Source organism: Litchfieldella anticariensis FP35 = DSM 16096 (assembly GCF_000409775.1).
GTDB classification, from domain to species: Bacteria; Pseudomonadota; Gammaproteobacteria; order Pseudomonadales; family Halomonadaceae; genus Litchfieldella; species Litchfieldella anticariensis.
In genome coordinates, this window is the sequence record NZ_KE332377.1 from 644,513 (window position 1) to 658,952 (window position 14,440).

Annotated in this window: 13 protein-coding genes; 5 read left to right on the forward strand and 8 right to left on the reverse strand. The window is 57.4% G+C overall.

Annotated elements, in window-relative coordinates:
• Positions 1–84 precede the first annotated feature (84 nt).
• Both L861_RS02945 and L861_RS02950 read left to right on the forward strand, forming a co-directional pair.
• The gene (locus L861_RS02945) at positions 85–549 is read left to right on the forward strand and encodes a flavodoxin domain-containing protein (RefSeq protein WP_016415065.1); all 465 of its coding nucleotides are present in this window, start codon (positions 85–87) and stop codon (positions 547–549) included.
• 1 nt (position 550) lies between these two features.
• Entirely contained in the window at positions 551–937 is a 387-nt protein-coding gene (locus L861_RS02950) for a hypothetical protein (protein ID WP_027947480.1), read from the forward strand.
• A gap of 55 nt (positions 938–992) precedes the next feature.
• Here the strand turns inward: L861_RS02950 and ppnN are convergent, their stop codons facing one another.
• Positions 993–2,375 carry a nucleotide 5'-monophosphate nucleosidase PpnN gene (gene ppnN, locus L861_RS02955; protein ID WP_027947479.1) on the reverse strand — a complete coding sequence of 461 codons (1,383 nt, stop codon included), beginning with the start codon at positions 2,373–2,375 and terminating at the stop codon, positions 993–995.
• Between the two features lie 270 nt (positions 2,376–2,645).
• On the opposite strand from ppnN, the gene L861_RS02960 reads away from it, so the two are divergent.
• Entirely contained in the window at positions 2,646–3,560 is a 915-nt protein-coding gene (locus tag L861_RS02960) for a LysR family transcriptional regulator (RefSeq protein ID WP_016415068.1), read from the forward strand.
• Positions 3,561–3,602: 42 nt separating this feature from the next.
• On the opposite strand, the gene sorU is transcribed toward L861_RS02960, so the two are convergent.
• The 4 genes from sorU to gcvH all read right to left on the reverse strand — a co-directional run bounded on the left by sorU (position 3,603) and on the right by gcvH (position 8,768).
• Positions 3,603–3,920, reverse strand: coding sequence for a SorU family sulfite dehydrogenase c-type cytochrome subunit (gene sorU / locus L861_RS02965; protein WP_016415069.1), 318 nt, complete (start codon positions 3,918–3,920; stop codon positions 3,603–3,605).
• 74 nt (positions 3,921–3,994) lie between these two features.
• The gene (gene sorT, locus L861_RS02970; RefSeq protein WP_016415070.1) at positions 3,995–5,215 is read right to left on the reverse strand and encodes a SorT family sulfite dehydrogenase catalytic subunit; all 1,221 of its coding nucleotides are present in this window, start codon (positions 5,213–5,215) and stop codon (positions 3,995–3,997) included.
• A 172-nt stretch (positions 5,216–5,387) separates the two neighbouring features.
• Positions 5,388–8,282, reverse strand: a complete 2,895-nt coding sequence (gcvP, locus tag L861_RS02975; protein ID WP_016415071.1) for an aminomethyl-transferring glycine dehydrogenase — start codon at positions 8,280–8,282, stop codon at positions 5,388–5,390.
• Positions 8,283–8,375: 93 nt separating this feature from the next.
• On the reverse strand, positions 8,376–8,768 hold the full coding sequence (gene gcvH / locus L861_RS02980; protein ID WP_016415072.1) for a glycine cleavage system protein GcvH: 393 nt from the start codon (positions 8,766–8,768) through the stop codon (positions 8,376–8,378).
• A 588-nt stretch (positions 8,769–9,356) separates the two neighbouring features.
• Here gcvH and L861_RS02985 point away from each other — a divergent pair.
• On the forward strand, positions 9,357–10,733 hold the full coding sequence (locus L861_RS02985) for an alanine/glycine:cation symporter family protein (RefSeq protein ID WP_016415073.1): 1,377 nt from the start codon (positions 9,357–9,359) through the stop codon (positions 10,731–10,733).
• A gap of 78 nt (positions 10,734–10,811) precedes the next feature.
• Entirely contained in the window at positions 10,812–11,924 is a 1,113-nt protein-coding gene (gene gcvT, locus L861_RS02990) for a glycine cleavage system aminomethyltransferase GcvT (RefSeq protein WP_016415074.1), read from the forward strand.
• 96 nt (positions 11,925–12,020) lie between these two features.
• Here gcvT and L861_RS02995 read toward each other — a convergent pair whose 3' ends face one another.
• Genes L861_RS02995 through L861_RS03005 form a run of 3 tightly spaced genes read right to left on the reverse strand, consistent with a single transcriptional unit; the run spans position 12,021 to position 14,368 of the window.
• Positions 12,021–12,656 carry an alpha-ketoglutarate-dependent dioxygenase AlkB family protein gene (locus tag L861_RS02995; protein WP_016415075.1) on the reverse strand — a complete coding sequence of 212 codons (636 nt, stop codon included), beginning with the start codon at positions 12,654–12,656 and terminating at the stop codon, positions 12,021–12,023.
• 37 nt (positions 12,657–12,693) lie between these two features.
• Positions 12,694–13,242: a phosphatase PAP2 family protein gene (locus L861_RS03000; RefSeq protein ID WP_016415076.1), complete on the reverse strand. Its 549-nt coding sequence runs from the start codon at positions 13,240–13,242 to the stop codon at positions 12,694–12,696.
• The gene (locus L861_RS03005) at positions 13,214–14,368 is read right to left on the reverse strand and encodes a glycosyltransferase family 4 protein (protein WP_016415077.1); all 1,155 of its coding nucleotides are present in this window, start codon (positions 14,366–14,368) and stop codon (positions 13,214–13,216) included. The genes L861_RS03000 and L861_RS03005 overlap by 29 nt, the downstream gene beginning before the upstream one ends.
• Positions 14,369–14,440 lie beyond the last annotated feature (72 nt).

Consider the following 14,440-nt stretch of genomic DNA (forward strand, 5'->3'; position numbering starts at 1 on the left):
GACGTGGTAGGGGCAGCGGTTGGGATTCGGCTAAACTGTCGACTATGTTACCATTCGAGAAAATTTCTCAAGTAAAGCAGGCCCATGCCCATTCTGAAGATTTTCGTTGGCACTGTGTACGGCGGTGCCCTGGACGTTGCCGAACAAGTGAAGCCACTCTTCGAGCAAGCCGGCTACGACGTCAGCATCTACGATCAACCGACCTTGGAAGATCTACTTGGCTCGCCAACCGATCTGGCGTTGTTCTGTACTTCGACTACCGGTAGTGGCGACTACCCGGGTAGCCTTGTGCCTTTTACGCGGGCTCTTGGCGAGCAGAGCCCCTCGCTGGCGGAAGTGCGCTATGGCTTGATTGCGCTTGGCGATAGCTCCTACGGAGATACCTTTTGCGGTGCAGGAAGAGCCTTGGATGCTCTGCTTGAGGACCTGGGGGCTCGTCGCCTCGGTGAACGCCTCGAAATCGATGCCATGGAAACCTTCATGGCCGACGATGAGGCGCTGCCGTGGGCGGAGGCCTGGATCGCCGAAGAGAACCTTCAGGTTGCCTGAGGTGCGTATCGGCCCTTCGCCTGAGCGGCTCAGTGCCATGCTGGGCTTGTTGGTGGTGATCCTTGCCACACTACCACGTTACGTGGATCAAGGATTGGATACGCGGCTGTCACTGATTGGAATGGCATTCGTGGTGGTGTCCATTATCGCTGTGGTTCACTGGCGTATGCTGGCACCGGCAGCACGTGCGCGATTGCTGCCATTGTTGCGACGCCTTGGACTTGCCGTTATCGTCGGTATGGCTGTGATGGCGGCCTGGCATGCCTTCTTTTCGCCAACGTGGGTTCGCTGGCAAGTACTGCTGGCCCAGGGCACAACCACGGGTCTGCTACTGCACGTGTTGGGAATGTGGTGGAACCCCGTCAGTGATCGCTCTGACTCTGAATGACAGCTTCCGCGTGCGAGGTGGTCGCGGCTGACGCCGCGACCATATCTTCCTTCCTTTATTGCAGCGTATAGCAAGGCACGTAAGTGCTGCCCGGAAGCTTCATGCGCCCTTGGGCGACGAAGGAGCTAAGCAGCTCGTCCAGTTGTGCCATCAGTGTAGATTCTGCATGCAGTCGGAAAGGGCCATTGGCTTCGATAGCGCGGATTCCAGATTCCTTGACATTGCCGGCGACGATGCCCGAGAACGCGCGGCGTAGATTGGCGGCGAGTTCATGAACGGGCTGGTCGCGATGGAGGGCGAGACCTGCCATGGCCTCATGGGTCGGTGTAAAGGGCGCCTGGAAGTCACGATCGACATTGAGGCGCCAGTTGTAATAGAAAGCATCCTGATGGGCACGGCGGAAGTCGGTGACCTCGTTAATGCCAGCACGCATGCTGCGTGCCACTCCTACAGGGTCGTCGATGAGGATGCGATAGCGGCTGCGAGCTGCATCACCGAGGGTATAGGTAAGAAACTCGTCGATGCGCTTGAAATAATCGGCTGAGTCGGCTGGGCCGGTAAATATCACCGGAAATGGCATATCCTGGTTGCTGGGATGAAGCAGGATCCCAAGGAGGTAGAGGATTTCCTCGGCGGTGCCGACCCCGCCAGGAAAGACGACGATGCCGTGGCTGACCCGTACGAATGCCTCCAGGCGCTTTTCGATATCGGGCATGATCACCAATTCATTGACGATCGGGTTGGGGGATTCGGCGGCAATGATTCCTGGCTCGGAAATACCCAGATAACGGCTCAAATTGCGGCGCTGCTTGGCATGGGCCACATTGGCTCCTTTCATAGGCCCTTTCATGGCACCGGGACCGCAACCGGTGCAGATATCCATGTCACGCAGGCCCAAGTGGTAGCCGACATCCTTGGTGTATTCGTATTCTTCTCGGGAGATTGAGTGACCGCCCCAGCAAACTACCATGCTGGGGTCGCGTGAGGGCTTGAGAGCACCGGCTTTGCGCAGGATATGGAAGATGGCATTGGTAGTGCCTTCCCCCGTGCTGAGATCGAAACGTTGCTGGGTCTGGATCTCGTTATAGACATAGACTACGTCACGCAGTACCGCCGATAACAGTTCGCGAATACCGCGGATCATCTTGCCGTCGACGAAAGCTTCGGCAGGGGCATTGCTGAGCTTGAGGCGAATACCGCGATCCTGCTGCAAGACTTCGATATCGAAGTCGCGATGGGTTTCCATGACCTTGCGACTATCGTCGGTGGGGTTGCCACAGTTGAGTACCGCCAGGGAACAGCGGCGCAAGAGGTCATGCAAGCCGCTGGCAGAGGTGTCGCGCAGACGATTTACCTCATGCTGCGAAAGTACCTCGAGACTACCTTCAGGAGAAATCGTGGTGGAAATGGTGTCCGGCACGGTTGGGGTCCTTGTCATGCGACGTCGGCCTATTGTCAGGAAATTGGATAGCCCTGAGCGAAGACGAAGATATCGCTCTTGGGGGCTGACATTCTCTGGTCGGGAACGCCTGATGGATGGTATCGGGCTCGACGGGCGAGCATGTTCGCAAACTCGCGGTTAGCGTTTCTTTCATAATGCTATCATGCCAGCGCCATGCGCACAGCGCTGCGTAAATAGCTGAAATCTGATAAAATGAACGCGCTGTACGCACACCTCCGACAGGCTGAATGAGTGGACCGTTGCTCCATGTTCAATGCCCAGTACTTCAGGACCTTCATCACGCTGGTCGAAACCGGTAGCTTCACGCATACCGCCCGCCGGCTGGACATGACCCAGCCTGGTGTCAGTCAGCATATTCGCAAGCTCGAGCAATATCTTGGCAAGCCTTTGCTCAATCGGCATGGCCGCAAGTTCACCCTGACCGAGACTGGGCGCCGTTCCTACGATTATGCTATCAAGCTGTTCGCTGAGCACGAGCACTTCCGGCATTCCTTGGATAACGACTCGCTTGATTCCGGAGAGTGTCGCATCGCCTCGCCGGGCAGTGTCGGTTTGATGTTCTATCCATTCCTTCTTGGCTATCAACAGATGTACCCCGGCCTGACGGTGAGCTACAGTTTTGCCTTCAACAATGAGATCGTGCAGGACGTGCTGGCCGGGCGCTATGATCTTGGCATCGTCACCGATGTGATCAAGCATCCTGATCTCGATTATGAACTCTGGCATCAAGAGCCGCTTTGCCTGGTGGTGCCGGCTGACTTCACCGGTACGACACTCAATGATTTACTGGGGTTGGGGTTCATGAACTACTCGGATGGCATCAATCATGCCAGCCAGTTGATGCGTGCCAATTTTCCCGGTGAGTTTCGTTCCATGAGTCACTTCCCTGAGCAGGGGTACACCAATGAAGTTTCCATGGTGCTGGATGCGGTGGCTCGAGGGTTAGGATTCACTGTGATATCGCGCTTGGTGCTGGAAACTTCGCCTTGGCAGCGTCAGGTCAAGGAAGTGTCACTACCGAACCCCGTTCATGAAAGCTTGCATCTGGTGATGCCCTCGGGTGCCGAACTACCTCGCCGCTATGCTCAGCTGCTGGATGATTTCCGTCAACATCGAAGGCATGCACTATACGGCTATTCCGAAGAACCGAGTTTCGGCTGAGAAGTCACTCGGTAGTAGGTTTGGGCGGGGGAAGGTCGCTCATCATTTATCGGTTGCCGTGGTGACGTAGTGAGCCAGAGCCTTGATCTCATCGCTCGAGAGGGTTTCCTCATAGGCCGGCATCACGCCGACTCCTCCCTTGACGGCGCTCATCACCATGTCGGTGGTGGGGGCAAGCTCATCAAGATTGGGCCCGATCTGGCCACTTGATCCGGCATCGCTAAGTGTGTGGCAAGTCGCACAAGGAGGCTTGGCACCCTGGGTGAATAGCCTCTTACCGATTTCGAATGGCTCATCGGCCATTGCCGACAGGCTCAGAAGGGCAGTGAGCAAGAAGGAGGGTATAAAGGGCTTTGTCATGAGGGGCTCGTCGATCCTGTAGTAGTCGAAGCAGCGGCCATTGGGTCGCTGCCCAATGCCCGCTGAGGGAGTGCTCAGCTCACCGTGACGGTGACGCCATGATCACGCCAACCGTTGTGCCCATAGCCCCTTTCATTATCCATCCGTGCTTCAGGCTGACTGTTGCCTTCCACGTCGGTGGCCCGTGAGACGATGCGATACTCACCCGGTGACAGCTCGGTGGCCAACACGAAAGGCCGCCAAGCGTAAGGTCCCAAGTCCGGCCCCAACAACTCCGCTTCTTGCCAGGTTTCGCCGTCGTCCACCGACACTTCGACCTTGTCGACCGTTCGGGTGCCGCCGAGCGCGACGCCGTAGAGCATGTTGCGACCCTGTTCGGTGGTGTCGAGTGGCAGCGTGATCCAGGACTTGATATTCATCTCCCACATGGAAGGCTGGTCCGGGGCGCCACTAACACCTACGTCGCGGACACGATAGCCCGATACCTGGATCTTGGCGTTGCTCTCGTTTTCGGTCAGAGCGACGTACTTGACGTACTTGACGTTGTTGACCCCATAAAAGCCGGGCACCACCATGCGCAGTGGGCCGCCATGCGCAATGGGGATAGGGTCGTCATTGAGTTCCCAGGCGAGAAGAACGCGTTCCATGACCTCCAGAGGCACGGAACGCTCGACCATCACTTCCTTGGCATCGAGGCCATCGGGAATCTCTTCGCCACCGGTGCCGGTGATGAACTTGGCACCGCCAGATGGACCACCGAGCGTATCGATAACCGCCTTGAGCGGCACCCCGGTCCACACGACGCAACCTGCCGCACCGACGCTCCACTGCGTACCGCTTGCACCATGCGGGAAGAAAGCGCGACCGTTGCCTGAGCATTGCAGAACCGAAGCGACGGTCTGAACATCGATCTTCTTGAGTTCTCCGAGGGTCAGGGTGCGAGGATCGTTGACGCCTTCGAAGCGTACCTCCCAGGCGTCGGGGTCGGCAACGATACTGGCATCGGGGGCCGGCAGGTTGTTGCGTACGAACAGTGTCTCGCTGGGGGTAACGATACCGCTGCGGATGGCGTTGCGACGGGTCTCCATGGTCGCTTCGCTATGCAGGATCAGATCCTGCTTGCGTTTCCACGACGCATAACCAGGTAGCGATGAGAGTTCCTCAGCTCGTACGAAAGGGGTCAGGCTCATGATGCCCAAGGCAGCCACCGCGCCGGCGCTGCCCTTGAGCAGTAGTCTCCTCGCGGGATTTTCCAGGATCTCGGTTATCTCGGTAGGCATTGTGGAGGTTGTCATGACGTGTCTCCTGGGTTGTTGTGATATGGGAGACATGACCTGGACGAAGCCGGTACATGGAATTTAGGTATATGTTCGTTTCCTTGGATTGGTCAAGGCGAAGAGACGCTGTCACTAGATGCACGAACCCCCCGGCACTGGCCGGGGGGGCGTGCGATACACGGCACTGGTGTCAGTCGCGGTATTCGTCGATGCTCGGGCAAGAACAGATCAACTGACGATCGCCAAACACGTTGTCGACGCGATTGACCGCTGGCCAGTATTTGGCTGCCTTGACGGCCTCCGAGGGGAAGGCGCCCAGTTCGCGGGAGTAGGGTCGCTCCCAATGCGAGTCCATGAGATCCGCCATGGTGTGCGGAGCATTTGCCAAGGGGTTGTCATCGACCGGCCATTCACCTTTTTCCACTCGGGCGATTTCTTCGCGAATGGCGATCATGGCATCGCAGAAGCGGTCGATCTCATAGAGCGACTCCGACTCAGTAGGTTCTACCATCAATGTGCCGGGCACTGGGAAGGACATGGTTGGGGCATGGAAGCCGTAGTCCATCAATCGCTTGGCGATGTCCTCTTCAGTGATGCCGGAGGTAGCCTTGAGTGGCCGAATGTCGATGATGCATTCATGGGCGACGGTACCGTTGGCTCCTTTGTAGAGAACCGGGTAATGCCCATCCAGGCGCTTGGCGATGTAGTTGGCGTTGAGGATGGCCAGTTCGGTTGCTTCGCGCAGCCCGCGTGTCCCCATCATTTTGATATAGGCCCAAGAGATGGGCAGGATCGAGGCTGAACCAAAGGCGGCCGCCGATACGGCGCCGCAATCGGGATTGACACCCGTGATGGGTGTCACTACGTGGTTGGAGACATAAGGTGCCAGGTGCGCCTTGACTCCAATCGGTCCCATACCCGGGCCACCGCCTCCATGGGGGATGCAGAAGGTCTTGTGCAGGTTGAGGTGCGAAACGTCGCCACCGAAGTCCCCTGGGCGGGCCAGGCCGACCTGGGCATTCATGTTGGCACCGTCGATGTAGACCTGGCCGCCATGGTCGTGGACGATCTTGCAGGCTTCGCGAATGCTTTCCTCGAAGACACCGTGTGTCGACGGATAGGTGAGCATGATCGCGGAAAGATTGTCACGGTGCTGCCCAGCCTTGTCACGCAGATCGTTCAGGTCGATATTGCCATCCTTGTCGCATTCCACCACCACGACTTTCATATGAGCCATGGCGGCAGAGGCTGGATTGGTACCGTGAGCGGAACTGGGGATCAGGCAGATATCACGATGTCCTTGGCCTTGGGCGACCTGATAGCGACGGATAGCCACCAAACCCGCGTATTCGCCTTGGGCTCCGGAGTTGGGTTGCATGGAGATGTGTTCGTAGCCGGTAATTTCCACCAGGAACGCAGCCAACTCGTCGATCATCTGCTTGTAGCCGACGATTTGATCCTTGGGGGCGAAGGGGTGGATATGAGCGAATTCCGGCCAGGTGATGGGAATCATCTCGCTGGTGGCATTGAGCTTCATGGTGCACGAACCCAACGGGATCATCGCATGAGTCAGTGACAGATCCTTGTTTTCCAGACGCTTGAGATAGCGCAGCATTTCGGTTTCGCTGTGATAACGCTGGAAGGTTGGGTGCGTCAGGAAGTCGGATTTACGCTGGCAGGCAGCGGGAATGCCGCTTAGACGCTTGGCGACTACCTCCTCGTCCAGTGCCGCGGCGGAGAGTTCGTGCTCCTCGCCGAGCAGCACGTCGAAGAGCACGCCAAGATCCGCCGTCGTCGTGGTCTCGTCCAGGCTGACGCCGATATCGCCGTTGTCGAAATAACGCAGGTTGATTTCATGCGTCATGGCGCGGCCATGAATCTTGCCGGCATCCACATTCGTCAGGCGTAGGGTGTCGAACCAGCTGTCGTGTACCAACTGCACCCCTTTGCGCTTGAGTCCTTCGGCGAGGATCGTGGTCAAGCGGTGAATACGCGAGGCAATGGTACGTAGACCGGAAGCACCATGGTATACGGCGTAGAAGCCGGCGATATTAGCCAGCAGCGCCTGCGCAGTGCAGATGTTGGAGGTCGCTTTCTCGCGGCGAATGTGTTGCTCGCGGGTTTGCATCGCCATGCGTAGCGCTTGGTTACCCCGGTTATCCTTGGAGACGCCGATGATACGCCCGGGAATGGAGCGCTTTAGCTTGTCGGTGGTGGCGAAGAAGGCAGCGTGGGGGCCGCCGAAGCCCATTGGCACGCCGAATCGCTGGCTATTGCCAATGACGATATCGGCTCCCAGGCTGCCGGGCTCCTTGAGCAACACCAAGCTCATGATGTCGGCAGCCACGCAGGTCATGACGCCACGCTCGGCGGCAGCCTTCAGCAGAGGAGCAAGATCGCGAATCTCGCCACTCTGGCTCGGATACTGCAGTAGAGCACCGAACACATCATGGGCCGCGATCTCTCCGGCCGGCGCGACGATCAATTCGAAGCCGAAGTAATAGGCGCGAGTGCGTATGACATCCAGCGTTTGGGGGAGGACATCGTCGGCGACGAAAAAGGCTTGGCTCTTACTCTTCTTGTTGGCCCGCTTGCACAGGGCCATGGCTTCAGCCGCCGCTGTCGCTTCATCCAACAGGGATGCATTGGCCAGCTCCATGCCGGTGAGATCCATGACCATCTGCTGGAAGTTGAGCAATCCCTCCAAACGGCCTTGGGCGATTTCAGGCTGGTAGGGCGTGTAGGCGGTATACCAGCCAGGGTTTTCCAATACGTTGCGCTGGATCACCGCCGGCAGGTGAGTGTTGTAATAGCCTTGGCCGATATATGTCTTAAAGACCTTGTTTTGACGTGCCAGGCGCTTGAGATAATCGAGCGCCTCGGCCTCGGCTCGTGGAGCGTCGAGGTTCAGCTCACGACCCAGCCGAATATCGGCTGGCACGGTTTTCTCGATTAATGTCGAGATGCTGTCGATATGCAGCATCTTGAGCATCTGTACAACGTCGTCGGCATCGGGGCCATTATGACGTTGAAGAAAGGCGTCGTGGCCGGCCAGTTCGGCCAGGCGGCGATTATCTAAAGCCATGAAGCACCTTGCATGTGTAGCGGAGCGGTCAAGCTCCTGACGGATAAAGGGACGAGATTGGCGAACCGCTGCGCGGCCCGCCAAACTCGTATGTCAGTCGTCGTCCTCAGCCAACTGGCCGTAGGCATCGGCATTGAGCAGGCTGTTGAGTGCTTCGATGTCGGCCGGCTTCAGCTTGGCGATCCAACCATCTTCATAGGGCGATTCGTTGAGAGTCTCCGGAGCATCCTCGAGCGCGTCATTTACCTCTAGCACCTCACCAGCCAAGGGGGCATAAAGGTCCGATGCGGCTTTGACCGACTCGATGACACCGAACTCTTCTCCAGCCTCGAGCTCGCGTCCTACCTCGGGTAGCTCAACGAAGACCACATCGCCCAATGCTTGTTGGGCATGATCAGTGATACCTATCGTGACGGTGCCGTCACCGTTGTCCAGAACCCACTCGTGGCTTTCGGTGTAATTCAAGTTCGCGGGAATTGTACTCATCACGTTTTCCTATACGAAATGGTTTTTCTGATTCGGGGAATCGCAGCATCATTATGCCTGAATAGTGAGCCGACTGGCAGCTATGGTGCGATTCTCCATCTGGAGCGCTTGACCGCAACCTAAGGGTGGCCGGCTTTGTCGGCATCGTCCAGCATCAGTGCTGAATTGCTCGGTGGGCGGATCGCAATCAAGCGTATAGCTGGTTCAGAGCAGTCATACAGAAAGGATACGCAACCTCAAGGTGCTCCCCGACTTGTACGGTGTCCCAATGCAAGCTAATGTACCCGTGTTTCCTATAAGAAACAAATTTCCTCCTTCTTGGCGCTGATGTATCTGCGCTGGCCAGGAAGTGGTGCAGTGCTATATTTTCGTTACATCGGTCATTTGGACAATGTTTTCTATGGGATGCTGGAGAAATTATGGTGGGATCCGCTATGGTACGCCAGTTCGAGCGGCAAGGGGCAGCAAGGGCTCGACTGGCCGTAGCGGAAAAGCGTCCGCCAGGTTCGCCAGGCCCCTGAGTTGCTGACCAAGCACATCCATGCACAGACAGACGTGCACAACAAGAAACGGAAAGGGGGTAAATAGATGGAAACCTTGAATAGTGTCTTCAGCGCTATCAATAGCGTGGTCTGGGGACCGTTGATGCTGATCCTGCTACTAGGAGTTGGCCTTTATCTACAGCTCGGTTTGAAGCTGATGCCGATTCGTAAGCTGGGCATGGGCTTCAAGCTAATGTTTCAAGGGCGGGTTTCGGCCAAGGATGACGAGAAGGAAGGGGAAATATCACCCTTCAATGCCTTGATGACCGCACTGTCGGCTACCATCGGCACCGGTAACATCGCCGGGGTGGCGACGGCTATCGCTCTGGGGGGGCCTGGAGCGGTGTTCTGGATGTGGATCACTGCGTTGGTAGGCATGGCCACTAAATTTGCCGAAGCCGTGCTGGCGGTGCGTTACCGCGAAGTCGATGATCTTGGCAATCATGTGGGTGGCCCGATGTTCTACATCCGGAACGGTTTGGGCAAGAAATGGGCATGGCTGGGCGGTGCTTTTGCATTTTTCGGGGCAGTGGCAGCCTTTGGTATCGGTAATACGGTGCAATCCAATTCGGTAGCCGATGCCTTGGATGCCTCTTTTGGCATGCCGCATTGGCTGACTGGCGTAGTGATCATGGTGTTGGCCGGTGCCGTTATCCTGGGTGGGATCAAGCGTATCGCCAAGGTGGCGGGCAAGCTGGTGCCGATCATGGGGATTGCGTATGTCATCGCTGGTCTGGCGGTATTGATCGTCAATGCCAGCCAGATCGGCTCGGCTTTCAGCATGATCTTTTACTATGCTTTCAACCCGCATGCTGCCGTCGGGGGTTTTGCCGGAGCCGCTGTGATGGCGGCCATTCGCTTCGGTGTGGCGCGAGGTATCTTCTCCAATGAGGCAGGCCTTGGTAGTGCTCCCATCGCCCATGCCGCCGCACAAACCAAGAATCCGGTGCGGCAAGGCCTGATCGCCATGCTGGGAACCTTTATCGATACCATTATCGTATGTTCGATCACAGCATTGGTGATTCTCACTTCCACAGTGTGGGAGACAGGGGAGGAAGGTGCCTCACTGACGGCCATGTCCTTCGAGGCTGCCTTGCCAGGTGTGGGTAACCATATCGTATCGATTGCCTTGGCGGTGTTTGCCTTCACCACGATTCTGGGGTGGTCTTTCTACGGTGAGAAGTGTTTCGAGTACCTGTTTGGCGTGCGTTCCATCACGCTGTATCGCGTGTTGTTCGTATTGGCCATTCCGGTGGGCGCTCTGGCCCAACTTGGCCTGATCTGGCTGATGGCAGATACGTTCAACGCCATGATGGCGATTCCCAACCTGATTGCACTAGCGTTGCTGTCGCCCATGGTCTTCAAGCTGACCAAGGACTTCTTCGATGGCAAGGATGTGTTGCCAGGCGAAGAACTCAAGTAATGGATAGTCAGGCGGGAGTAGGATGGGCTTCTCTCGCCGACTCCCTTATCGATATAACCGAGGGTGAGAGCACAAGCGATGAGCGAACTCAATAGAACACCGCTTTACGATCTGCATGTCGAACTGAAAGGCAAGATGGTGCCCTTCGCCGGTTACGAGATGCCGGTCCAGTATGCACTGGGGGTCAAGAAGGAGCATGAACACACTCGTGCCGCCTGTGGCCTGTTCGACGTCTCCCACATGGGGCAGGTGATCGTACGTGGTGCGGATCCGGCGGTGGCACTGGAAGCCTTGGTGCCAGCAGATATCGTGGGGTTGGCGGTGGGGTCGCAGCGCTATGCTCTATTCACCAATGATGAAGGCGGCATTCTCGACGATCTGATGGTGGTCAAGGCCGAGGACCATCTCTATCTGGTCGTCAATGCTGCCTGTAAGGAGCAGGATATCGCCCACCTCCGTAAGGGGTTGGGTGACGGCTATGAGGTAGAGGTGCTGGACCGCGGTTTGCTGGCCTTGCAAGGACCTCTCGCGGCAACTGTCATGCGGCGTTTGTGTCCTGCTGCCTGTGAGATGATGTTCATGCAGCATGGAAGATTCCACATCGGCGGTATGGATGTGTGGATCAGCCGCAGCGGCTATACTGGCGAAGATGGGTTCGAGATCTCGGTTGCCGTTGAGGATACCATGCCCTTGGCCAAGCGGTTGCTAGCCGAATCGGAAGTCGAGCCGATCGGATTGGGGGCGCGTGATTCGTTGCGTCTCGAAGCGGGTTTGTGCCTGTACGGCCATGATATCGACACGACCACGACCCCGGTCGAGGCAGGGCTGATTTGGGCCATTGGCAAGCCTCGTCGTCATGGTGGTGAGCGTGAGGGTGGTTTCCCCGGTACCGAGCTCATTCTACCGCAGGCCGAGAACAAGGATCATACACGCAAGCGGGTCGGGCTGTTGGGTGAGGGGCGTGCGCCAGTTCGGGAAGGCGCTGAACTGTATAGCGAAGCAGGCGAGAAAATCGGTGTCGTTACCTCGGGTGGCTTCGGTCCGAGTGTCGGAAAGCCGGTGGCGATGGGATATGTAGCGATAGAGCATGCTGCTCTCGATACACAAGTGTTTGCCGAAGTGCGTGGCAAGCGGCTACCTATGACCGTCACCAAGATGCCGTTTGTGGCTCCTGGTTATTTCCGTGGCTGAGAGCCTTTAGATGATTTATACCGTTATCTTAAAAGACAACCCTATCTGTATGAGCTTGAAAAACCGCCTCTCTATGAGAGGCGGTTTTCATGCAACTCACCGGGTTGATGCCATGATGGGATGAATCCATCGGAAAGTCAGGCTGATCCGCAAGCCTGGTAAGCGTCTGGGGAGCAAGGCATGTTGCAGTTGCTGCTGAGTCCCGGGTCCCATGAGAAGTAGGCTGTCATGGGGCAGCCACAAGTTGAAGGCTGGTGCGTGTCGATCGCGCCAACGCATACGCAAAGGGCGTTCCGCGCCGAGACTGACAGCAGCGATTACCGGGGATGGCCCCAATTCCGGTTCATTGTCGCTATGCCAGCCCATGCGCTCTTCACCATTGGCATAGCGATTGAGCAATACGCTATTGAAGCGTGTCGGCGTGCCATGCGCTTCCAGCAGTTCTTCGAGACGTTGGCACAGCGCCTCGACGTCAGGATGCCATGGGGTGGGAGTAAAGATCTGGCCAGAGTAGCGATAATGGGCGCTCGGATCTCCCATCCAGACCTGCTGACGAGGAATCGGATGGTCGCGACCGTAAAGTCGGAGGTTTGGTCGTTGCCAATCCAGATGGGCATCAAGGCGCTGTAGAAGTTCATGGCCAGCGGTGTCGCCAAGAACTCCCAGGAAGCGCCATATCGGGGGGCTTTCGAGTAATTTCTGCCAGCCGTGAGCATCGTCATGATAGTGCATGACGATAGATTGCCAGCATCGGATTGTCCTTGTCAGCTCACCAATGGGTTGGCATGAGTCTTAGGCTGAGCAAGGCAAAGGCGGTGCCGATCAAGGCTCCACCGAGAACGTCACTGACATAGTGCAGGCCCAGGCCTACCCTCGACGCCGCTATCAGCAGGCTGAGCGGCGCCACAATGAACAACAGTTCGGGTTGGGTGGCGGCGCACAAGCAACAGAACATGACCGCGTGCATGGTATGCCCGCTGGGGAAGCTATAGCGGTCCCGGGCTGGCATGGTGCAGGGGATCGAGCGGAAGGTGATGAAGGGACGTTCACGGCATAGGCGAGTCTTGAGTAGGCGATAGACCAGAATGGCCAGCAAAGCCGTCAGCACGAATTGAAAGAACCACCGCCATCCCATGCGTTCGTGCAGTAGCGGCTGAGCGCCGATCAAGACGACCCATGCTGGCCAGTCACCCAGGCGGCTGGCCAGGCGCAAGGTGGCGAGCCAGGGGCGATAGACACTGAAGCTAGCCAGACGTTGACAGAGCTGCCATTCGAGCAGGTCCAAGCGTTCAAAGACGGCAGGGGTGCGAGGCGTCATCGATGGGCTCCCGTACATTGTTGAGAATGGCGAGGAAGGTGCTGGCGATATGTTCCCAGCGGCATGATTCGATGCGTGTACGTGCTGCCCGCCCCAGTCGCCCATAGCGCGCCGGGTGTTGGCAAAGTTCAACTGCCGCAGTGATGAAAGCCGATGTGTCACCACAAGCAACAGTCACTCCGTGCTGACCGTTATCGATCCACTCGTTGGCAGCGGCATAGTCGAAAGCGACGATTCCCAGTCCGCTGGCCATGGCCTCTGCAACGACATTACCGTAGGTTTCGGAGAGTGAAGGGAAAATGAACACCTCGGCGCTAGCATAATGGCGAGCCAAGGCATCGTGGTCGATGAAGCCGGTGAAGATTGCTTCGGGGAGGCGCCGTTGCAGAGAGGCCCGAAGGGGGCCGTCGCCCACTAGCACCGTGGCCAGGTCGGGTTGTGCCTCCTGCATGGCTTGCAGGGTATCGACCAATAGGTCGAGATTCTTCTCGCTGGCAAGTCGGCCAACGTAAAGTGCGACTGGCTGGTGCTCGCCGACCCCCCATTGCTGGCGTAATGTCGGGTCACGCTTGTCAGGAGTGAAATGATGGCTATCGATGCCGCGCCCCATGACGTGGACATTGTCGAATCCCTGCGTCCGAAGGGCGTCTGCCTGTGTGGAGGTGGGGACCAGTGTGGCCTGAGTACGGTTGTGAAAGCGTCGTAGCGTTGCCTGCACTGGCACCTTGAGCCATCGCATGCCGTAATCACCGGCGTAATGATCGAAGTTGGTGTGAAAACCGCTGACGACTGGGATACCGAGGCGTCGGGCTACGCGTAGAGCAGAGAATCCCAGTGGGCCCTCGGTTGCGATATAGACGGCATTGGGGCGCTGGCTTCGCCACAAGCGGTTGATCGCTCGCCCCGCTGGGAAACCTAGCTGCACATCGGAATAGCCAGGTACTCGAAACCCCTTGACCTGTAACTCGACTTCCGCAGCCTCGAATGTAGAGCCATCCTTGGGTCGGGGGCGGATCAGTTGCAGCTGAATTCCTTGTCGTTGCAATTCTTGGCTGAGATGGCCGAGGGTATGGGCGACGCCATTGATTTCTGGCGCCCATGTCTCGCTGACCAGGCAAATACGCATGCGGTGTTCTCGTCATCATCTTTTTGTGACAGTGTCGCGATCCTCGATGACAGGTTCTGGACACCGCGATGA